The following is a 21310-nucleotide window of genomic DNA, read 5'->3' as shown; positions in this document are numbered from 1 at the left end:
TGCCGCGTCGCCTCCACTACTGTGGATCACATGTCGGGACGCACAGCGCGCACGGACGCGCTGATACTCGCCGGCGGACGCAGCTCACGAATGCAGGGAACCACCAAGCCTGCCGCGCTCGTGGACGGAGTCACCCTCGTCGATCGGGTGCTGGGAGCGACGTCGTTCTGCACCGTCACCGTCCTCGTCGGACCGGACGACGTGACTGCCGACCCGCCGGGACCGAGGCGTGTCCGCCGCACCCGCGAGGACCCGCCGTTCGGAGGCCCGGTACGTGCGTTGGCGGCCGGGCTGGCCGTCACCGTCGACGACGGTGACGGTCCGCGGGAGAACGACGTCGTGTTGACCCTGTCCGCCGACCTGCCGTACATCACCGAGCCTGCACTCCGACTGCTCGTGCGAGAACTGCTGCGAGACACGACAGTCGAAGCAGTGTTCGGAACCGACTCGACCGGTCGCACCCAGTACCTCGTGGGCGCCTGGCGTCGCGACGCCCTCGTTCGAGGCGTCACCGCCGCGCTCGCACGCTGTCCGGCGGACGCCGAGCGCGGCCCGTCCATCCGCGACGCCCTGCCGGACGTCGTGGGCACCGTGGCGCTCACCGGCATCGACGACGTGGACACGCCCACCGAACTCGCGGCCGTCCGCACCGCGTCGAGACGCCCCTCCGTCGAGGTGGCGCGCGTCCTCGTGGGGAGCAGACTCACCGCGATCACACCTCGTACCGCGTCCCTGGCCGACAGCCTCGGCGGCACGCTCGCGGAGCCGCTGATCGCCGCACGCCCGTTTCCGAGCTTCGTCACGTCCGCGATGGACGGCTACGCCGTGCGCGGCGACGGACCCTGGCACGTCGACGACGCCGTGGTGGTCGCCGGCGCCACCGACGACGTCGTCCTCGACACCGGCCACGCGGTGCGCATCGCCACCGGCGCAGCGGTTCCGGCGGAGGCGGGCGTGGTACGCGACGAGTTCGTCGTTCTCGACGACGACGGTCTGCTCCACCGGTCGGACGGCGCACCCGTGCGCGACGACGCCCGCAGTGTCGCCGAGGACTGGGACGGCGGAAGCGAACTCGCGCCGGCGGGCACCGTCATCTCCCCCGCCGTCGTGTCGGCCGCGCTCTCTGCCGGCGTGATCCGGGCGTCGACGCGCCCCGCCCCGACCGTCCGACTCGTTCTCACGGGCGACGAGATCGGCGACGACACCGCGCCGGTGGCCGGGCGCATCCGCGACACCATCGGGCCGGTCATGCCGACGTACCTACGGTCGTGCGGGTTCGCACTCGCCGACGTCGCGCACTGCGCCGACACCGACGATGCCTTCGACGCGGCGATCCACGGCGGTGCGGACTCCGCACCGCCGGACGTCGTCGTCATCATCGGCGCGACCGGCGGCGGCGCCGCGGATCGACTGGACGACGCACTTCGACGTGCCGGAGCACACCGTGTCGTCGACGGACTCGCCTGTCGCCCCGGCGGTTCCGCCTCCGTCTCGGAGCTGCCTGATCATCGCGTGGTCCTGGGTGTTCCCGGCAATCCGTATGCCGCCGTCACCACGGTGATGCTGCTCGGGCCCGCCATCGCCGCGGCCTTGACCGGACGGTCCGTCCCGATACCGCTGACCGGAACACTGGCCACCGAGGTCGATGCCGGTGACGTCACTCGAGCCCTGCCCGCGTCCTACCTCGGTGCGGGTACCTGGCGGTGCGAGAGCTCCGTGCGTACAGCACATCTCGCCGCGCTGGTGGGCCGTGACGGCATCGCCGTCGTCACTGCGGGCCGGAGTCCGGGCGCTCCCGTCGAGATCGTGCCGCTGCCGCAGAGATGACGTCGACACCCTCACGGTAGCGATCGACGAGCAGCTGCACCACTCCCCCGTGCAGCCCCAGCGGTTCGGTGACACCGTCCGCTCCAACGGACCGCAACCTCGTGTGAAAGAGACCGGGCGCCAACAGGTACGAGGCGACGAAGACCTTCTCCCCAGTGGCCTTCAGAGTGGGGACCAGGTTCGCCGCGCGCGGCTCGCCCGTGGCGACGTAGGCGACGGTGACCGCCGATCCGGTGACGGCGGCGAGCTGATCCGCCGCGGTGTGCACGTCGTCGAGGGCCCGCACGTCGGAGGAGCCCGCCGCGGCGAGGACGATGCGATCGCCGGTCGTCCATCCGATCTGCTCGAGCCTGTCACGCAGTACCCGCGCGAGGTCGAGATCCGGGCCCAGTGCGCGGGTGACGTGGACGTCGTCGTGACCGCTCTCGGCGATTTCGCGGGGCACGTCCGCGTGCACGTGATAGCCCGAGGCCAGGAAGGCGGGCACGACCACGACGGGACCGTCGACATCGCGCAGAACCTCCGACGGAGTGGGTCCCAGCACGTCGACGAAGGCGACCCGCACCGGGCCCACGTGCGGAGCCACGGCGTCGGCCAGCGCGGCGATCACCTCGACGCCGGCGGGGTTGCGCGTGCCGTGCGCGACGAGGACCAGTCGAGGATTGCTCACGACGCCTCCCCCGTCCGGCCGAGGCCGCCGCCCGGAACACTCGACACGGCATCGAGCAGGTCGTCCGCGCTGTCGTCGACGGCGAGGCGGTATCCCCGCTTGACGACGGTCTGGATCGCTCTGGGTGCGCCGAGCGCGGACCGCACTCGCGCCATGGCCGTCTCGACGGCATGGGTGTCGCCGCCCCCACCCGGCAGAGCGGCGAGCAGGTCCTCGCGGGAGACCACCTGTCCGGGACGGCGAGCGAGAGTCTTCAGCACGGCCATGCCCGCGGGTGACAGAGCCTTGGGTGTGCCGTCGACGACGACGCACGCGCCGAGAACGCGCAACTCGTGACCGCCGGCCCGGACGATGCCCGCTCGACGCGGAAGTTCGTCGGCGACGTGGCGCACGAGAGCTCCGACACGCGCCCGCGCGGGCGCCGTCGTGGGAACACCCAGTACGTCGAGCGGAGCGGAGGTCACGGGCCCGACGCACACGGCGAGCACCCGATCGCGGAACGACTGCAGCATCGGTTCCAGCACACCGTTCTCCTTGGCGCGCATCAACATCGAGGCCACGGCGGGGGCACTGGTGAAGGTCACCGCATCGAGGTCACCACACAGTACGGCCTCGATCATGCGGTCCATCGGTGCCGAGTCGTCGGGTTGCACCCAGCGGTAGACCGGAACCGGGATGACCGTCGCGCCGGCCTCCCGCAGCACCTCGCAGAAGTCCGGAACCGGCTCCCACTCGGTGGTGGCGCCGTGCAGTTGCACCGCGACGCGGACGCCGTCCACACCCTCCGCCAACAGATGTTCCAGCACCTCCGCGGACGACTCGGACTCCGGTGACCACTCCTCGCGCAGACCTGCTGCACGGATGGCTCCCTTGGCCTTCGGCCCACGGGCCAGGATGCGGGTGCCTTCGAGGGCCCGAGTGAGCTCCTCGGCGTCGCCCCACCCGTCGGCGGCCTCCATCCAGCCACGGAAACCGATGCCCGTGGTGGCCACGGTGACAGCCGGCGGAAACTCGATGATCTCGTGGGTACGACGACCGAGCTCCGCATCGTCCGACAGCGGAATGATCCTGATCGCCGGGGCATGCACCACGTTCGCTCCGCGCCGCACCAGCAGCGAGGCCAGTTCGTCGGCGCGTCGAGCCGCGGTGACGCCCACGGTGAACCCCGCGAGGGGAGCGTCGGACGAGGTCGGCTGATCGATCACGGGGATGTCGTCTCCGTTCCACTTCTCGGCCGGACGGATGTGCCCGAGGTCTGGGTCGATGCGCCCGAGGGCTGGGCGGACACTGCGACGACGCCGTCGATCACGGTGACCTCGTGTACCGCCAAGGTCGTGTCCGGATCGTCGAGGCAACGGCCGTCCACCAGCGAGAATACCTGCTTGAGCAACGGCGACGCGACGGTCGGCTCGCCGCCGCGGTCCCCGACCAGTCCGCGCGACATCACGGCGGCCCGTCCGAAGGGGTCGATGTTGCTCACGGCGAACAGCTCCTCGTCGCCGGTGCGGAACAACGCCACCTGCGCCCCGGAGGGCAGCAACACGGCGACTCCCCGACCCGGAGTGAGTTCCGAGAGTGCGAGCGCGGTGATCCACTCGTCGGTGTCGCCGCTGGTCACGGTCGTGGAATGGCGAGGTGCTGAGTCGATGACAGTCATGGTGGTCCTCCCTGGGGACAGTTCTACGGGGCTGGTGTTACTCGGCCGTTACGGCGACATGACGGGCCACATCTCGGCCGGCCTCCGGCCTTCCCGACCACTCACCCGACCGGAACGGACGGCATCCCCATCAGGACCGGAACCTTGCGGGCACCGGACTCGTCGAACGAGACGGTGGGGTCGGACTCCTCCGGGGCGTTGACGAACGAGACGAAGCGCGCGAGCTTGGTCTCGTCCTCCAACACACCCCGCCACTCGTCCCTGTAGCCCTCGACGTGCGACGCCATCGCTGCCTCGAGGTCCGCGGCGATACCCAGGCTGTCCTCGCACACGACGGCGCGCAGGTGGTCGAGTCCGCCCTCGAGACTCTCGACCCACGGCGCCGTGCGCTGCAGGCGGTCCGCCGTGCGCACGTAGAACATGAGGTACCGGTCGATGTACCGGACGAGAGTGGTGTCGTCCAACCCCGACGCGAGGAGTTGCGCGTGCTTCGGCGACTGCCCGCCGTTGCCGCCGACGTACAGGTTCCAGCCACTCTCGGTGGCGATGATGCCGACGTCCTTGCCGCGCGCCTCGGCGCATTCGCGGGCGCAGCCGGACACACCGAACTTGATCTTGTGCGGGGACCGCAGACCCCGGTAGCGCTTCTCGAGGTCGACGGCCATGCCCACGGAGTCCTGCACGCCGTAGCGGCACCACGTGGACCCGACGCAACTCTTCACGGTGCGCAACGACTTCCCGTAGGCCTGACCCGACTCCATGCCGGCGTCGACCAGTCGCTTCCAGATGGCGGGGAGCTGCTCCACGCGCGCGCCGAACATGTCGATGCGCTGACCACCCGTCACCTTGGTGTACAGACCGAAGTCGCGTGCCACCTCACCGATGACGATCAATTGTTCGGGAGTGCACTCCCCACCCGGCATCCGCGGCACGACGGAGTAGGTGCCGTTCTTCTGGATGTTGGCGAGGAAGTGATCGTTGGTGTCCTGCAGTGCAGCCTGCTCACCGTCGAGGATGTGCTCCGAGGACGTGGACGCCAGGATCGAGGCCACGACCGGCTTGCAGATGTCGCAGCCGGCGCCGCGGCCGTGAGCGGCGACGAGACCGGAGAACGTGCGGATGCCCGCGCCGGCGACGATCTCGAACAACTCGCGCCTCGACTGGGAGAAGTGCTCGCACAGGGCCTTCGACATGACCACGCCCGACGCGGCGAGCAACTGCTTGATCGTGGGGAGACAGCCACCGCACGTGGTGCCGGCGTCGGTGCAGGACTTGACCGAGGCGATGTCGCAGGCGCCCGCAGCGATGGCCGAGCAGATGGTCCCCTTGTCCACACCGTTGCACGAGCACACCTCGGCATCGTCGGGAAGCGCTCCGGCGCCGAGCTTCTCGCCGCTCGGCGAGATCAGTGCAGCCGGATCGCCCGGGAGTTCGCGGCCGACGAGCGGGCGCAGCGTCGCGTACGCCGACGCGTCCCCCACGAGGATGCCGCCGAGCAGAGTCCTCGCGTCGTCCGACAGCACGAGCTTGGCGTAGGTGCCCTTCGCGGCATCGTTGAGCACCACCTCGAGTGCGCCCTCGGTGGCGCCCATCGCGTCTCCGAAACTGGCGACGTCCACACCGAGCAGTTTGAGCTTGGTCGAGAGGTCCGCGCCCGGGAACTCGGCGGTACCGCCGACGAGCCGATCGGCGACGACCTCCGCGCTGGAGTACCCCGGAGCGACGAGACCGTAGCACCGGCCCTCGATGGCCGCACACTCGCCGATGGCGTAGATCGCGGGATCCTCGGTACGGCAACCGATGTCGGTGAGTATGCCACCACGCTCGCCGACCGGGAGGCCGCTGGTGCGGGCGAGAGCGTCCTGCGGGCGGACACCCGCCGAGAACACCAGAAGGGCGGCATCGATGACGCTGCCGTCCGCCAGAGTGACGTCGATGCCGTGATCGTTCTCGGCGATGGCCGAGGTGCCGACACCGGCGTGGACGGTGACACCGAGCTCGGTGACGAGCTTCGCCAGGACCGCACCGCCGCCCTCGTCGACCTGCAGCGGCATCAGTCGCGGCGCGAATTCCACCACGTGCGGCGTCATGCCCATCTGCTTCAGGGCGTTCGCGGCCTCGAGACCGAGCAGGCCGCCGCCGACGACCACTCCCACTGCGCCGGGGCCGGCCGCGTCGGCGCAGGTGCGGATACGATCCAGGTCGTCGATCGTGCGATAGACGAAGCAGCGATCGAGGTCGTGCCCCGCGATGGGGGGGACGAACGGGTAGGACCCCGTGGCCATGACCAGCGCGTCGTACGGCACCACCGCACCGTCCGAGGTGGTGACCACCCGAGCGTCGCGGTCGATCGACTCGGCCCGCACGCCGGTACGCAGGGTCACCGCGGTGTCCCCGACATAGTCGTTGCCCGCCAACGCGAGTTCCTTGTGGTCCCAGGCGCCGACGTAGGACGAGAGCCCGACGCGGTCGTAGGCGGGGAGGGCCTCCTCGCAGAGGACGGTGACGGACCACTCGCCGGCCGTGTCGCGTGCACGCAGCGCCTCGACGAACCGGTGGCCCACCATTCCGTGTCCCACCACCACGGCTGTGCGGTGAGCGGTCTGGTCGGTCATGACAATCTCCTCGGGAAACGGTGAACGGGTGGTGTGACTCGGGTCGGTCATGCGGTGACCGGGAAGGCCGGAGGCCGGCCGTTGTCGGGGACCGGGAAGGCCGGAGGCCGGTCGTTGTCGGGGACGGGATCCGCTCGGTGCAGCCAGTCGCAAAGGCCGTCGACGACGCCCACGCAGCTACCGCAACCGGTGGTGGCGCGGGTCTTCTCGGCCATGGCCTCGGGGGTGTGGGCACCGCCGCGCCACGCGCTGACCAAGTGCTTCTTGGTGACGGTGTTACAGCGGCAGATCACGGCTGCGTCGGGCATGGTCGACGGGTTGGCGCTCTCGGTGGGGCCACCGACGAGGTGCCCGAGCAGCAGGGTCATACGGTCGACGGGGACCAGCGATCCGCCGTCGAAGTACTGGCTGAGCGTTCCGACGACTTCCGGGTTGCCGAGCATCACCGCGCCGACCAGGCGGTCCTTGCGGACGACGACCTTCGCGTACCGGCCGCGGGTGGGGTCGCTCATGACCAGGACCTCGGACTCGATGTCGTTCGGGTCGACGTCGATCTCGCCCATCGAGGCGAGGTCGACGTCGTGCGCCTTGAGGCGGGTGATCTGCGCGGTGCCGTGGTACTCGGCGCGGGACGCGCTGCCGCACAGCTGGTCCGCGACCACCCCGGCCATTTCCCAGGCGGGCTGGACCAGGCCGTAGACCTCACCGCGGTGCTGGGCGCACTCGCCGATCGCGCGGATGTGCGGGTCGGAGGTGCGCAGGTCGTCGTCGACGACGACAGCGCGGTCGACGTCGAGCCCGGCCGCGACGGCGAGGTCGATGTTCGGACGGATCCCGGCCGCGACGACGACCAGGTCGGCGGGCAACGCGCTGCCGTCGGACAACACGAGTTCGCGCGTGCCGTCGGGCGCGGTACGCAGAGCCTCGGCCCGAGCGCCCAGCGCCACGTCCATCCCCAGCTCTCGCAACACTCGGGTCAGCACGGCGCCGCCACCGGCGTCCATCTGCTTCTCCATCGGATACGCGCGGGGGTGGACGATGGTGACGTCCGATCCGCGCATGAGGGCGCCGCGTGCGGCTTCGATGCCGAGAAGCCCGGCGCCGATCACGACGACGCGGGAACCGGGTCCCGTTGCTGCGGTGATGGCGTCGCAGTCGGCGAGAGTGCGGAACGCCACCACACCGTCCGCGGGGTGACCGTCGGCGTCGGTCATGCCGGGCGCGGGCGGCAGGAAGGACCGCGAGCCGGTGGCGAGGACGAGCGTGTCGTAGGTGTCCGTGGACCCGTCCGAGCGCGTGATCGTGCGCCGCTCGCGATCGATCGACGTGACCGCGACCCCGATGTGCGTCTCCAGACCGTTGCGCTCGCACCAGTTCTCGGGCTTGATTCGAGTGTCCCTCGGGGTCAGGTGCCCGGCGACCACGTTGGAGAGCAGGATGCGGTTGTACGCGGCGTGATTCTCGTCGCCGTAGACCACCACCTGGACGCGGGCCGCATCCGCGTCGCGTCGGTGGATCTCCTCCTGCAACCGGGCACCGGCGAGGCCGTTCCCGACCACGACGACGCGATGAGGTGCACTCATGCCGTCTCCCCGTCCGTCGCGCCGACCAGGTGCGCGGCGATGCGCACCGCGCAGACCTTGAACTCGGGCATCCGGCTGGTGGGATCGAGTGCCGGGTTGGTCACGAGGTTGGCGCGCGCCGCATCGGCGAAGTGGAACGGCAGGAACACCGTGTCGAGCCGCATCGACGCGTCGCACCGCACGCGGGCGACGACCGTTCCGCGGCGCGAGACGACGTCCGCGTCGTCGCCGTCCTCGAGCCCCGCGCGACCGGCGGTGTCCGGGTGGACCTGGACGAACATCGGGCCTGCCGCCTCCGACAGGGACGGCACGCGCCGGGTCTGCGCACCGGACTGGTAGTGCGTGAGCACCCGCCCCGTCGTCGCGAGGAGAGGAAAGTCGGCGTCGGTGGGTTCTGCGGGCCCGACCTGGTCGACCGTGACGAAACGCGCTCGCCCGGTGGGTGTCTCGAAACGATCCAGGAACAGTCTCGGTGTGCCGCCGTGCGTCTCCGACGGTACCGGCCAGTGCAGCGCCTCCCCGGCGTCGAGACGCTCGTAGGTCACGCCCGAGTAGTCGGCGATGCCACCGCGGGACGCTCGGCGCAACTCCTCGAACACCGTCCGTGCGTCGCGGGGGAAGCGGTCGGCGGGCTGGCCCAGGCGAACGGCGAGATCGGCGAGGATGTCGAGCTCCCCGCGCGCGCCCTCGGGAGCGTCCACGGCCCTGCGCCGGCGCAGGATGCGGCCCTCGAGGGAGGTCATGGTGCCCTCCTCCTCGGCCCACTGCAGCGTCGGCAGCACCACGTCGGCCATCGCGGCAGTCTCGGAGAGCACGAAATCGGTGACGACGAGCATCTCGAGTGAGGCGAGCCGATCGACGACGTGACCGGCCCGCGGGGCCGAGACGGCGATGTTCGAGCCGTGCACCATGAGCGCGCGGGGACCACCGGGAGTGCCGAGGGCGTCGAGCAGTTCATAGGCGCTCAGTCCCGCACCCGGGAGTGCGGACTCCTCGATACCCCAGAGGGCGGAGATGTGTTCACGCGCTGCGGGATCGGTGATCTTGCGGTATCCGGGAAGCTGGTCCGCCTTCTGCCCGTGCTCGCGTCCGCCCTGTCCGTTGCCCTGGCCGGTGATGCAGCCGTATCCGGTTCCGTGTCGTCCGCACAGCCCCAGCACGAGAGAGAGTCCGATGACGGCCGAGACCGTGTCGGTTCCGGACGCGTGCTGTTCGGCGCCACGGGCGGTGAGCACGTAGGCGCCCGTACCCGCGTCCCGTGACTGCGCCAGCAACCGCACCGTCTCCCGCAGGCGAGCGACGGGAACGCCGGTGACGCGCTCGGTCCGCTCCGGCCACCACTGCGCCGCCGCCGTCCAGAACTCGTCGAAACCCTCGGTGCGTGAGTCGATGTAGTCGCGATCGGCGTACCCCTCGACCACTGCCAGGTGCACCAGGCCCAGTGCGAGGGCCAGGTCGGTGCCCGGCGACAGTTGCAGGTGCACTCCGCCGGCGGACAGCGCCCGGTCCACCGTCGCGGTGCGCCGTGGGTCGGCGACGATGAGCCCGCCCGCGTCGGCGGCGGTCCGGAGATGCTGCACGAAGGGGGGCATCGTCTCCGCGACGTTGCCGCCCAGCACCAGCACGGCCCGCGCGGAACCGATGTCCGCCAACGGGAACGGCAGTCCTCGGTCGATTCCGAACGACTTGTTGCCGGCGGCCGCGGCCGACGACATGCAGAACCGCCCGTTGTAGTCGATGTTCGACGTGCCCAGCGCGACACGGGCGAACTTGCCGAGCATGTAGGACTTCTCGTTGGTCAGCCCGCCCGCCCCGAAGATCCCGACCGCGTCGGCGCCGTGCTCGGCCCGGACGCGTCGAAGCGTCGTGGCCACCGCGTCGAGTGCGGCGTCCCAGGTCGTCGGGACGAGTTCCCCGTCGACACGCACCAGTGGTGTGGTGAGCCTGCCGGGCACTCGCAGCACCTCGGCGGCGGTCCACCCCTTCTGGCAGAGACCACCCTTGTTGGTCGGGAACTGGCGGGCCTCGATCCCGGCGCTCGCTGCATCCGTGCCGGTGACGGTCATCGCGCACTGCAACCCGCAGTACGGGCAGTGCGTCGCCGTTCCTGCTCGGTTAGTCGGTGGCCGAAGGGTCTCCGGCACGGATGCAGCGACGGTCATACGGTGACCACGTCCTGCTCGTTCGCGGTACGCGCGCCGGATCGGCGGAGGTACACGGCCCACGTGGCCGCGGCGCAGAGGACGTAGAAGACGAGGAAGACCCAGAAGGCGGACGTCGCCGACTTCTCCGCGCCCGAGTACGACGCGCGCAGGACCAGGTTGATGCCCACTCCACCGAGCGCGCCGATCGCACCGGCGATACCGATGAGCGCACCGGACATCCGGCGGGACCACGCGGCCTGCTCGGTGGCCGACATCCCCACCAGCAACGTCGACTTCGACGCGAAGATCGCCGGAATCATCTTGTAGACGGAGCCGTTACCGAGCCCCGAGAGCACGAACAGCAGGATGAAGCCGACGACGTAGAACACCATCATCGATCCGGTCGCCGCTCCTGCCGTGGCGTCGTCCGTCATCGACGTCGCGACCAGGATGCCGGCGGAGAAGATCATCGCGACGAAGGTGTACATCGTGATGCGGCCGCCGCCGACGCGGTCGGCGAACTTGCCGCCGATCGGTCGGGACAGGGAACCGAGGAGCGGGCCGATGAACGCGATCTGAGCGGCGTGCAGGGAGGCCTGTGCCTGCATGGCCGGGGTGACCGCACCCCCGTCGGCCAGACCGGCGAGGAAGTTGATCTGCAGGATCTGCCCGAACGCGAAGCTGTAGCCGATGAACGACCCGAACGTGCCGATGTAGAGGAACGCGATCCACCACGAGTCGGAGAAGCGCAGCACGTCGATCATGGAGCGGCCGTTGGTCTTCTGGTTGTCCAGGTTGTCCATGTACAGGGCCGCGCCGACGGCGGCGACCGCGATCAGGACGAGGTAGACGGCGCACACGATCTCGGGTGCGGTGTTGCCCACCGTCGCGATGACGAGGAGCCCGATGAGTTGGATGACGGGGACACCGATGTTGCCGCCGCCTGCATTCAGTCCGAGAGCCCACCCCTTCTCACGCTGGGGATAGAAGGCGTTGATGTTGGTCATCGAGGAGGCGAAGTTGCCGCCGCCCAGTCCCGCGAACGCGGCCACGACGAGATACGTCGTGTACGAGGCGGGATTCATCATGAAGTACAGCGTCAGCACGGTCGGGATCAGCAGGACGAGGGCGCTGAAGATCGTCCAGTTACGGCCGCCGAACTTCGCGGTGGCGAACGTGTACGGGATCCGCAGGATGGCACCGACCAATGTCGGCACGGCCACCAGGAAGAACTTCCCGGCCGGGTCGATGCCGTACTGCGCCATCGGCATGAAGAGCACCATCACGGACCAGATGGACCAGATGGAGAAGCCGACGTGCTCCGCGACGACGGACCAGATCAGGTTGCGGCGGGCGATGTGCTTGCCGCCGGCCTCCCAGGCCTCGACGTCCTCCGCGTCCCAGTTCGTGATGTGGTGCTTACGAGCGACTGCACCGGGGGCACCGGTGGGCGCCGTGGCAGCGCCGGTATCCGACAAGCTGGTCACGAGTGGCCTCCTGATCTCTGGGGAAGCCCAAAGATAGGAAAACCATGTTGCGGGGGCGCTGCACGCTGTGACCCGTGCGTGAACTTGACCTCACGTCCGTGTTTCCGGGTCGGTGAGGGTCTGCTTCGTGAGGGTCAGGGTCGCGACTGAGCCTGGCGAACGGGCCCGTCCTCGAGGACGCGCGGACGGCAGGCGGCCTTGGCGGCGACCAGCAGCACGGCGATGCCGCACGTGAGGAACGCGAACGACCACTCCCAGCCCCCGGTGTTCTCGTGCAGCACACCGAAGAGAATGGGGCCGGCGCAGGCGATGGTGTACCCGACTCCCTGCGTGAAGCCGGACAGGGATGCCGAGCCGACGGCCGTGCGCGTGCGCAGATTGATGAGCGTGAGCGACATCGGGAACGTCGTCGGACCTGCACCGACCAACACCAGCCACAGCACCGTGCCCGTCGCGGGCGCCCACAGCAGGCCCGCGAAGCCTGCGAGATAGCAGACCGCGCAGCCGATGACGATGGGATAGGGGTCGACCATCCGACTGGTGAAGGACGGCGCGAGCAGGGAACCCGCGAGACCGACCGCGGCGAACACCCCGAGCGAGGCACCGGCGGCACCCTCGCTGATGCCGGCCTCGACCAGGAGGGAGGGCAGCCACGTCAGCATCGAGTACGTGACCATGGACGTCATCGCGAACATGCCGGCCATCCCCCAGCCGAGCGAGGTGCGCCAGACCGGGACGGGCGGCGCCACCGGCTGGGCCGACGGCTCGGTGAGCGGCCCGTCGAGCTCGGCCTCCACGGCGGCGTCCTGCGCCGGAGACTCCGCACCGCGCACCGCGGGGGCGGCGGGGCGAGTGCGTCGCGTCAGCACGATGGCCGTCCACGGCACCACGGCGGCGACGGCGGCCACACCCCACATCGCGAGCGACCAGCGCCACCCGACCGCGTCGGCGACGGGGACCGCCGTGAGCGACGGGACGATGGTGCCCAGCTGCAGGAGGCAGATGTAGACGGTGCTCATCATGGCGAGCCGGTCGGAGAAGTAGCGCTTGACCAGCGGCGGGATGACCACGTTGCCGATACCCATACCGGCCAGGGCGACCGCCGAGAGCAGCGCCAGCGACCCGAGCCCGGGGGCGAACGCCCGCGCGAAGATGCCGACACCGGTCAGAGCCGCCGCGGCGAGTGCCGTCCGTTCGAGTCCGAGACGAGTCGCGATGACCGGGGTGAGCACGCCGAACAGCGCGAACATCGCGGTCGGGAGCATCCCGAGGAGCCCGATGGCGCCGGCGCCGAACCCGAGGTCGTCGCCGATCCGGGGGAACAGCGGCGACACCGAGGTGACCGCTGCCCGAAGTGTGAACGCGGACAGGATGAGTGCCGCGAACACCAACAGCCGTCCCTGCAGTGTCGAGCGTGACCCGGGCTCGGCAATGGTGGCGGTCGCAGTCATGGGACGAATCATAGGATGATCCGACCTGTCTGGCAAAGGACTATTAGACTGGCCGAGACCGACACCACACGAGAGAAAGACACTGACGTGCAACCCGTACGCCGACAGAGCCTCATCGGGCAGGTCACCGACCAGTTACGAGGCGAGATCGAGTCCGGGACGTGGGCCGTCGGTACGCGGATACCCACAGAACCGGAGTTGACCGAGCTGACCGGCACGGGACGCAACACCGTTCGCGAGGCCGTCCAGGCGCTGGTGCACGCGGGCATGCTCGAGCGGCGCCAGGGATCGGGCACCTACGTGCTCGCGTCGTCGGAGATGCCGTCGGCCCTCGGCAAGTACTTCTCGTCCGCGCGGCGACGCGACGTCCTGGAGCTGCGGCGGGCGCTCGACATCACCGCGGCCACACTGGCCGCCGAGCGGCGGACCGACGAGGACGTCCGGATGCTCGAGGACACCCTGGCGCATCGGACCGCACTGTGGGACGTCGACCGCACCCGGGCCCTGCATCTCGACGTGTCCCTGCACCGTGCCATCGTCGCGGCCAGCCACAACAGCATCTACCTGGAGGTCTACGACTTCCTGCTCCCCAGTATCGAGGAGACCATCCTCGACCACGACGCCGATTCCGACCGTGCGTTCCACGAGGAGCACGCGGCCCTGGTCCGAGCGGTCGTGTCCGGGGACGCCGACGCGGCGGCCACCGCCGCACGCTGCTTCTTCACCGAGCTCGCCGCGGACGGTGCCGACGATCGGGACACCGGCGCACTGCCGACCGACTAGAGGATCAGGCGCACCAGATCGGCGGTACGGGCCAGACCGGGAAACGCCTCGGCGGTCGAGCGCGGATGCAGAGCGTGCACCGCGAGGCGGAACATCACCGCCCGCAACAACATCTGCGGCCACTCGGGGAGATCCTCCCAGCGGCCGATGAGCCCGTCGTCCGCGCCGCCCCAGGAGAGCGCGTCGACGACCACCACGGCCGCGGCCCACGACGCGGGGCGCCAGTACGGGGTGATGTCGGTGATACCGGGAGCCTGCACGCCGTCGAACAGCACCGTGCCGAACAGATCTCCGTGCACCAACTGGTCGGGCTCGCGCACCGGCCGACGCAGGGTGGCCAGCTGACCGATCACCTCGACACTGCGCACACCGTCCGGCGACGTCGGCTCCACCGCTCCCCCGGCACGGGCGGAGCGGAACGGAACCTGTTCCCACGCAGCACGATCAGCGGCGACGAACACGTCCACGTCACTCCACGGCGCGACCGGCGTCTGCGTCAGGAACCGCGGTTTTTCGAGCTGCGACGTCGCGACGTGCAGCCGGGTCGCCAGCGAGACGACCTCGTCGTGGCGGGGTTCGGGAACCCCCTCGATGTACGTGTCCGCGCGCCATCCGGACACGACGTAGCGGCCGTCGGTCGACCGCACCGGCCGTGCGAGCCGAACCCCCTCCACCGCAAGGGTTTCGCGCACCTTCGCCGACCAGGCGCCGCGGGCGTGATCGGCCACCGGGGACAGGACGACGTCACCGAGACGCCAACCGCCGTCCCAGTCCGCTCCCAGAGCCACCGGCGCGACGTCTCGGAGCCCGAACGTGCCGATGACGTGCTGGGGAGGTTCCGCCGATGTCATGACGGCCACCGTACCGCCGCCGCGGTGCGAGTCCGCAGACCCCGGTGAGCGCGTGTCCCGGCACGCGTGACCGAACCCGGTGTCAGTACGTCGGGACGGTGGGGTCGACGTCGCGCGCCCACGCCTCGAGTCCGCCGCGCAGGTGGTGGACGTCGGCCATGCCGGCGGACCGCAGGACCGCGAGTGCCTCGGCCGAGCGGACACCCGTCTTGCAGTAGAGCACCACCGGCCGGTCCGTCGGCAGCGACGCGACCGCGTCACCGGCCACCACCGTCGGCAGAGGCATCAGCGTTGCGCCGTCGAGGTGCACGATGTCCCACTCGACCGGATCCCGCACGTCGATCAGTGCCACCGGGGCACCGCCGTCCAGCAGCGCGCGCACGGCCGCCGGATCGAGGTCGCCGTCCACCGAGTCCACCGACGGCAGGGGCGAGGCCACACCGCAGGACACCTCGTAGTCCTCCTCCACCTCGGACACCCGCACGCGACCGGGGTCCCGGCGCAGGGTGACCGTGCGGAAGGTCATGGTGCGCGCGTCGTAGACCAGCAGACGCCCGAGCAGCGTGTCGCCCATGCCCGTCACCAGCTTGACGGCCTCGGTCGCCATGATCGAGCCCACGACCCCGCAGAGCACGCCCAGCACGCCGGCCTCCGAACACGACGGCACAGTGCCCGGCGCGGGCGGATCCGGGTAGAGGTCCCGGTAGTCGACGCCGAGACCGCCGGGTGCGGCATCCCAGAACACGGACACCTGCCCGTCGAAGCGATAGATGGATCCCCACACGTACGGGATGCCGGCGACGGCGGCCGCGTCGTTGACGAGGTACCGCGTCGCGAAGTTGTCGGTGCCGTCCACCACCAGGTCGTACTGGCGGAAGAGGTTCACCGCGTTGCGGGGCTCGAGCCGGACCTGGTGCAGCCGGACCTCGATGGTGGAGTCCACAGCCCGGATCGACTCGCGGGCGCTGACCGACTTCGGCCGACCGATGTCGGCCTCGCCGTGGATGATCTGTCGCTGCAGGTTGGAGGCGTCCACGTCGTCGAACTCGACGATGCCGAGGGTGCCCACGCCCGCCGAGGCGAGATACAGCAGCACGGGCGAACCCAAGCCGCCGGCACCGATCACCAGGATTCTCGCGTTGCGTAGACGCCGCTGGCCCAGCACTCCGACGTCGGGTAGCAGCAGGTGTCTGCTGTACCGAGCGACCTGCTCGCGGCTCAGCTCCGGGCCCGGTTCCACCACCGGGTCGACGATCGTCATGCTCCTCGTACCTCCCCGGTCATGCCCTGGGGTACGGCCAGGGGTTGAAGCGACAGGTCTTGCCGTCCATCGGCACCACGCCCGCAGGATCGAGTACCGCGATGTCGTCGTTCGCCGTGCCGAAGGTCTGCTGCATCATGATCGGGGCCAAGCCACCGTCGGTCTCGCAGGGCTGGTGCGCCTGGTACCCGATCGCGTGGCCTACCTCGTGGTTGATCTGGTACTGCCGATACGACCCGATGTCGCCCTGGAACGCCACGGCGCCGCGCACCCAGCGCGGCTCGTTGAGCACCACCCTGCCGATACCGGGGTTGTAGCAGGACACCTCGAGCTGGATGTCGTACCCACACGCGTCGCGGATGGTCATCTGCGACGTCAGCGAGACCCGGAAGTCCGGATCACCGGTGTCGACGCGGCGGAAGGCGAAACGCTGATCGTTCGTCCAGCTCTTGGGATTGGCGAGAGTCTGGTCGACGAGGCGACCGAACGACTCGTCGCCTCCGAAGCCCGTCGTGTCCACGCCGTCCTCGATCTCGACGGTGTAGGTGAACGTGCGTTCGGTGCCCTGGCCCACCTGGTCGGTGACTCCCGGCACCACGCGCCACGTGCCTGCGCCCTGCACCGCGAACTGACCGCCGTCGGGCAGCTGACCGCTGGACACCGTCTCGGCGAAGTTCCCGTCGGCCTGCGGCGGGACACCGATGATGCCGGTGTCGTCGGTCGTGTTGCTCAGCGCGGGGAATCCGGGTGCCGAGTCCGTCGTGGACGCGGTTCCGGGATCGCGTATCGCGTCGACGACCACGAGTACCGTCACGACCGCGAGGATCGGGATCGCGTAGGCGCGCCAACCGTAGGTCGACGTGAACCGCCCCAGCCGGCTCTGCTTCCGGGCGCTGCGCTCCGGCCGTGCGGCGCGTGTGCGTCCGGGATCGACCGCGGTGGGATCCCACTGGGCGCGCAGAGGCTGATGCGAGCGTCGCGCACGGTCGTCACGCGTCGCAGGCTCTCTCTGCGGTTGCCGTCGGTCACTCACCGATCCAGGTTCTCACACGCGTCTGCGGCCTTCGGTCGGCGCGCCGGGGTATCGTCGTCACGATCCGGAAGAACTTTCATGCCGCGTAGTTCCGATGTCTGAGTGATCCTCGTCCACCGGTGTCGCGGCGGATGGGACACACGAAACACATGACAGACGTCGCCGACCGAAGCTCCTCCGTGGGCGGGACCGGGAGTGGCCGGCGCAGTGCTCGACTGCCCCGTGATGCACGCCGCGCCCAACTCCTCGCCGCTGCCGGGGAGATCTTCGTCGCCCGCGGGTACCACGCCGCGGGGATGGACGAGATCGCGGAATGCGCGGGCGTCAGCAAACCTGTTCTGTACCAGCACTTCCCCGGCAAGCTCGACCTCTACGTCGCGGTGCTGCAGAACTACGTCGACAGCCTCATCTCGGGTCTGCGCCAGGCGCTGCGGTCGACGACGGACAACCACAAGCGCGTCCGGGCCGCCGTGCTCGCGTTCTACGATTTCGTCGACAACGACAGCCAGGGATTCCGCCTGGTGTTCGAGTCGGACCTCATGGGCGACCCTCAGGTCCAGAGCCGCGTCGATCAGGCCACCGAGGCCTGCGTCGACGCCGTGTTCGACCTCGTCAGCCACGACTCCGGACTCGACCCGCACCGCGCCCGCATCCTCGCCGTCGGCCTCGTGGGCGCGAGCCAGTTCACCGCCCGCTACTGGCTCGAGGCGGATCGCCCCATCACCAAGGAGGAAGCGGTGGACACCACCGTCACCCTCGCCTGGGGTGGACTCTCGCACGTCCCCCTGCAGTCCCAGTAGGCGACGCACCCCGGTCTCACGACCACGACGGCCCCGCACCAGCAGGTGCGGGGCCGTTCCTCGTGAGCGGTGGGCGCGTCGGTCAGGCGGTGCCGGACGACGCGAAACCGACCCGACGACTGTCGGACGGACCGATCTCCACGTACGCGAGCTTGCCCGCGGGCACCAGGAACTTGCGGCCCTTCTCGTCCACCAACGACAGCACACCCTCGCCGCCGAAGGCCTTCGAGACCAGGGTCTCCACCTCGTCGGGCGTCTGCGCGCTGTTGATGACCAATTCCCGTGGGCTGTCCGAAATTCCGATCTTGACCTCCACGGCCGACCTCCGAAACGTTGTCGCGAACCTGCTGTCCACTTCAGGTTAGAGCAGCACCGGCCGCCGGTGAGTGCGTGACGCACACGCCCACAGCGAACACCGACACGAGTCAGACGAGGCCGAGAATCGCCATCCGCTCGGAATGCCGGACCTGCATGCGGTCGAACAGCGCCACGATGCCGTTGAAATCGCCCGACGCCGTCATGACCAGTTCGGTCAGCTCCTCGCGCTGCGCCAGGACGAACTGCGCCTGGGTGATGGCCTCCCCGAGCAGGCGGCGTCCCCAGAGCATCAACCGGTCCTTGTCCGCGGCACTCGCCGCGACACGCGCCACCACCTCGGTGACGACGAACTCCGAGTGGCCCGTCTCGGCGAGCACCTCGCGCACGGTGGCGGCGATGTCGTCCGGGAGGCTGTGCGCGATCTCGCGGTAGAAATCGGCGGCGAGGCCGTCGGCGACGTAGGTCTTGACGAGCACCTCCATCCACGTCGAGGGCAGCGTCGAGGCATGGTAAGCGTCGAGAGCGGCGGCGAAAGGCTCGGTGACCGACAGGACGTCCCGCCCGCGCTCCGCGAGGGCCGCCTCGAGCACCTCGAAGTGGTTCATCTCGGCGGCCGCCATGCTCGCCATGGCGATGCGGTCGCCGAGCGTCGGGGCCATTCGAGCGTCGTCGACCAACCGGTAGAACGCCGAGATCTCGCCGTACGCGAGAACGCCCAGGAGACTGATGATTCCGGGGTGATCACCCGGCACGGTTCCCCCGGTCGCAAGGCCCTCGTCGGACCCGGACGGGACGTTCGGAGTGGACCCGCCGTGCTGTGGATCCGAATCTGTTCGCATGGCTGCCGAGACTACCGTCGACACGGCTCGCGCGAGCGGAACCGCGGCGTCGGGTGCCGACCAGGTAGAATAGGTCGCGAGCACGCTCCACCGGTGCCGGCAGCAGGGACCGAGACGGTCCGCACGCCGGCTCGACGCACCGTGGTCACCTCCGTCGGAGGCGATCGCGGCGAGCACCGGGAGCCGTGCTCACGACATTGTGCGCGCACCTGATTCGTGTCTGCCGCCGATCGTGTCGCCGCATCTGCGGCCGACCCCGATCGCGCCTGTCGACGAATCGAGGGTTTCGACACCGGCCGCGGAGCGGCCTGGCCCTCGTCGTGCGTGCGAGGCGAGAGACGAGAAAGGCCGAAACACTGAGCAAGATCACTGTGGACCACGAGACCGACGACGTGGCGGAGACCACCGTCTCGGCCACCCTGGACACCACCCACACTCCCCCGACCTTCGCCGAGCTGGGCGTTCACCCCGAGATCGTCCGTGGGTTGACCGACATCGGCATCGAGCGCACGTTCGCGATCCAGGAACTCACACTTCCCCTGGCACTCGCAGGCGACGACCTCATCGGCCAGGCCCGCACCGGCATGGGCAAGACGTTCGGCTTTGGCGTCCCGCTGCTGCACCGTCTCGCCACCGGTCCGGCCGACGGCTCGGGCACCACGGTCCTGGACGGCACCCCGCGTGCGCTGATCATCGTTCCCACGCGCGAGCTGTGCGTCCAGGTCACCTCCGACCTGGAGAACGCGTCGAAGCACCTGCACTCGGCCAACGGTCGCGTGAAGGTCATGTCGATCTACGGCGGACGGCCCTACGAGGCCCAGATCGAGACCCTGCGGACCGGCGTCGACGTCGTCGTCGGCACCCCCGGACGACTTCTCGACCTGGCCAAGCAGGGCCACCTCGTCCTGGGCAAGGTCGGCGTCCTGGTGCTCGACGAGGCCGACGAGATGCTGGACCTGGGCTTCCTCCCCGACATCGAGCGCCTCATGAGCATGGTGCCGGAGAAGCGTCAGACCATGCTGTTCTCTGCGACCATGCCCGGGCCGATCATCACGCTCGCCCGCACGTTCCTCACTCGGCCGACGCACATCCGCGCCGAGGAGGCCGAGTCCTCCGCGATCCACGAGCGCACCGCCCAGCACGTCTACCGGGCACACGCACTGGACAAGGCGGAGATGGTCGCGCGGGTGCTGCAGGCCGAGGGCCGCGGCGCCACGATGATCTTCACGCGCACCAAGCGCACTGCCCAGAAGGTCGCCGACGATCTGGCCGAGCGCGGATTCTCCGTCGGCGCCGTCCACGGTGATCTCGGGCAGGTCGCCCGCGAGAAGTCGCTCGCGGCGTTCCGCTCCGGCAAGATCGACGTGCTCGTCGCCACCGACGTCGCGGCGCGCGGTATCGACATCGACGACGTCACCCACGTCATCAACTACCAGTGCCCCGAGGACGAGAAGACGTACGTCCACCGCATCGGACGTACGGGTCGTGCGGGCCGCACCGGTATCGCCGTCACGCTGGTCGACTGGGACGACATCCCCCGCTGGCAGCTGATCGACAAGGCCCTGGGCCTCGACATCCCCGACCCGGTGGAGACGTACTCCAGCTCCGAGCACCTGTACGCGGAACTGAACATCCCGCACGGCACCACGGGCAGCATCGCGAAGCGGCGCGCCGAGACTCCCGCCGCCGAGAAGACGGACACCCGCTCGAGCCGGAGCGAGAACTCCGACCAGGCGTCGGACGGCGAGGCCACCACCACGTCGCGCCGGAGCCGGTCACGTCGCCGCACCCGCGGCGGGGGCCACGCCGACGCTGCCGCCACCGCGGACAGTTCGGCCACGACAGGTCCCGCCGAGGCGTCCGGTGACGGATCCACGTCGGACAAGCCCCGTCGTCGCCGTCGACGCCGGTCGTCCGCCGGGTCCGCGGCGCACGCCGGTGAGAACGGCGCGTCGGCGGAGGCCTCGTCGTCCGCCGGTACGTCCGACTGA

General features: G+C 69.9%; 17 protein-coding genes. 4 read left to right on the top strand and 13 right to left on the bottom strand.

What is annotated here, in order from left to right:
- Nucleotides 1-30: 30 nt before the first annotated feature.
- On the top strand, nucleotides 31-1827 hold the full coding sequence (locus HQ308_RS15400; protein ID WP_156380533.1) for an NTP transferase domain-containing protein: 1797 nt from the start codon (nucleotides 31-33) through the stop codon (nucleotides 1825-1827).
- Here the strand turns inward: HQ308_RS15400 and HQ308_RS15395 are convergent.
- From HQ308_RS15395 to HQ308_RS15360, 8 genes are all read right to left on the bottom strand, one after another.
- Entirely contained in the window at nucleotides 1769-2497 is a 729-nt protein-coding gene (locus HQ308_RS15395; protein ID WP_222647044.1) for a sirohydrochlorin chelatase, read from the bottom strand. The two genes, HQ308_RS15400 and HQ308_RS15395, sit on opposite strands and share 59 nt — an antisense overlap.
- A complete protein-coding gene (locus tag HQ308_RS15390) occupies nucleotides 2494-3699 on the bottom strand; it encodes a uroporphyrinogen-III synthase (RefSeq protein ID WP_222647113.1) in 1206 nt (401 codons plus the stop codon). The genes HQ308_RS15395 and HQ308_RS15390 overlap by 4 nt, the downstream gene beginning before the upstream one ends.
- Entirely contained in the window at nucleotides 3699-4154 is a 456-nt protein-coding gene (gene nirD / locus HQ308_RS15385) for a nitrite reductase small subunit NirD (RefSeq protein WP_051613601.1), read from the bottom strand. The genes HQ308_RS15390 and nirD overlap by 1 nt, the downstream gene beginning before the upstream one ends.
- A gap of 101 nt (nucleotides 4155-4255) precedes the next feature.
- Complete coding sequence (nirB, locus tag HQ308_RS15380) at nucleotides 4256-6769, bottom strand: nitrite reductase large subunit NirB (protein ID WP_222647043.1); 2514 nt, start codon at nucleotides 6767-6769, stop codon at nucleotides 4256-4258.
- Between the two features lie 47 nt (nucleotides 6770-6816).
- On the bottom strand, nucleotides 6817-8352 hold the full coding sequence (locus tag HQ308_RS15375) for an FAD-dependent oxidoreductase (RefSeq protein WP_222647041.1): 1536 nt from the start codon (nucleotides 8350-8352) through the stop codon (nucleotides 6817-6819).
- On the bottom strand, nucleotides 8349-10514 hold the full coding sequence (locus HQ308_RS15370; protein WP_222647039.1) for a molybdopterin oxidoreductase family protein: 2166 nt from the start codon (nucleotides 10512-10514) through the stop codon (nucleotides 8349-8351). The genes HQ308_RS15375 and HQ308_RS15370 overlap by 4 nt, the downstream gene beginning before the upstream one ends.
- Nucleotides 10511-11983 (bottom strand): nitrate/nitrite transporter, encoded by a 1473-nt coding sequence (locus HQ308_RS15365; RefSeq protein ID WP_373425225.1) that lies wholly within the window; start codon nucleotides 11981-11983, stop codon nucleotides 10511-10513. The genes HQ308_RS15370 and HQ308_RS15365 overlap by 4 nt, the downstream gene beginning before the upstream one ends.
- 134 nt (nucleotides 11984-12117) lie before the next feature.
- Complete coding sequence (locus tag HQ308_RS15360) at nucleotides 12118-13434, bottom strand: MFS transporter (protein ID WP_222647037.1); 1317 nt, start codon at nucleotides 13432-13434, stop codon at nucleotides 12118-12120.
- An 87-nt stretch (nucleotides 13435-13521) separates the two neighbouring features.
- Here HQ308_RS15360 and HQ308_RS15355 point away from each other — a divergent pair, with 87 nt between their 5' ends.
- Complete coding sequence (locus tag HQ308_RS15355; protein WP_037186716.1) at nucleotides 13522-14217, top strand: FadR/GntR family transcriptional regulator; 696 nt, start codon at nucleotides 13522-13524, stop codon at nucleotides 14215-14217.
- Here HQ308_RS15355 and HQ308_RS15350 read toward each other — a convergent pair.
- The 3 genes from HQ308_RS15350 to HQ308_RS15340 form a co-directional block, all read right to left on the bottom strand.
- On the bottom strand, nucleotides 14214-15068 hold the full coding sequence (locus HQ308_RS15350) for a TIGR02569 family protein (protein ID WP_027506841.1): 855 nt from the start codon (nucleotides 15066-15068) through the stop codon (nucleotides 14214-14216). The genes HQ308_RS15355 and HQ308_RS15350 overlap by 4 nt on opposite strands.
- 82 nt (nucleotides 15069-15150) lie before the next feature.
- Nucleotides 15151-16329, bottom strand: a complete 1179-nt coding sequence (gene moeB / locus HQ308_RS15345; RefSeq protein ID WP_222647036.1) for a molybdopterin-synthase adenylyltransferase MoeB — start codon at nucleotides 16327-16329, stop codon at nucleotides 15151-15153.
- A 19-nt stretch (nucleotides 16330-16348) separates the two neighbouring features.
- A complete protein-coding gene (locus HQ308_RS15340; protein ID WP_051613603.1) occupies nucleotides 16349-17362 on the bottom strand; it encodes a DUF3152 domain-containing protein in 1014 nt (337 codons plus the stop codon).
- Between the two features lie 149 nt (nucleotides 17363-17511).
- On the opposite strand from HQ308_RS15340, the gene HQ308_RS15335 reads away from it, so the two are divergent.
- The gene (locus HQ308_RS15335) at nucleotides 17512-18162 is read left to right on the top strand and encodes a TetR/AcrR family transcriptional regulator (RefSeq protein ID WP_027506843.1); all 651 of its coding nucleotides are present in this window, start codon (nucleotides 17512-17514) and stop codon (nucleotides 18160-18162) included.
- An 82-nt stretch (nucleotides 18163-18244) separates the two neighbouring features.
- Here the strand turns inward: HQ308_RS15335 and HQ308_RS15330 are convergent, their stop codons facing one another.
- Both HQ308_RS15330 and HQ308_RS15325 read right to left on the bottom strand, forming a co-directional pair.
- Nucleotides 18245-18478 carry a DUF3107 domain-containing protein gene (locus HQ308_RS15330; RefSeq protein ID WP_027506844.1) on the bottom strand — a complete coding sequence of 78 codons (234 nt, stop codon included), beginning with the start codon at nucleotides 18476-18478 and terminating at the stop codon, nucleotides 18245-18247.
- Between the two features lie 109 nt (nucleotides 18479-18587).
- Nucleotides 18588-19319, bottom strand: coding sequence for a ferritin-like fold-containing protein (locus HQ308_RS15325; RefSeq protein ID WP_051613614.1), 732 nt, complete (start codon nucleotides 19317-19319; stop codon nucleotides 18588-18590).
- Between the two features lie 320 nt (nucleotides 19320-19639).
- Here HQ308_RS15325 and HQ308_RS15320 point away from each other — a divergent pair, with 320 nt between their 5' ends.
- Entirely contained in the window at nucleotides 19640-21310 is a 1671-nt protein-coding gene (locus HQ308_RS15320; protein WP_037186721.1) for a DEAD/DEAH box helicase, read from the top strand.

The organism is Rhodococcus sp. BP-241 (genome assembly GCF_019836145.1).
GTDB lineage: Bacteria > Actinomycetota > Actinomycetes > Mycobacteriales > Mycobacteriaceae > Rhodococcoides.
Note: the sequence above shows the minus strand (reverse complement) of the source record. Positions and strands in the feature narration are given on the sequence as shown.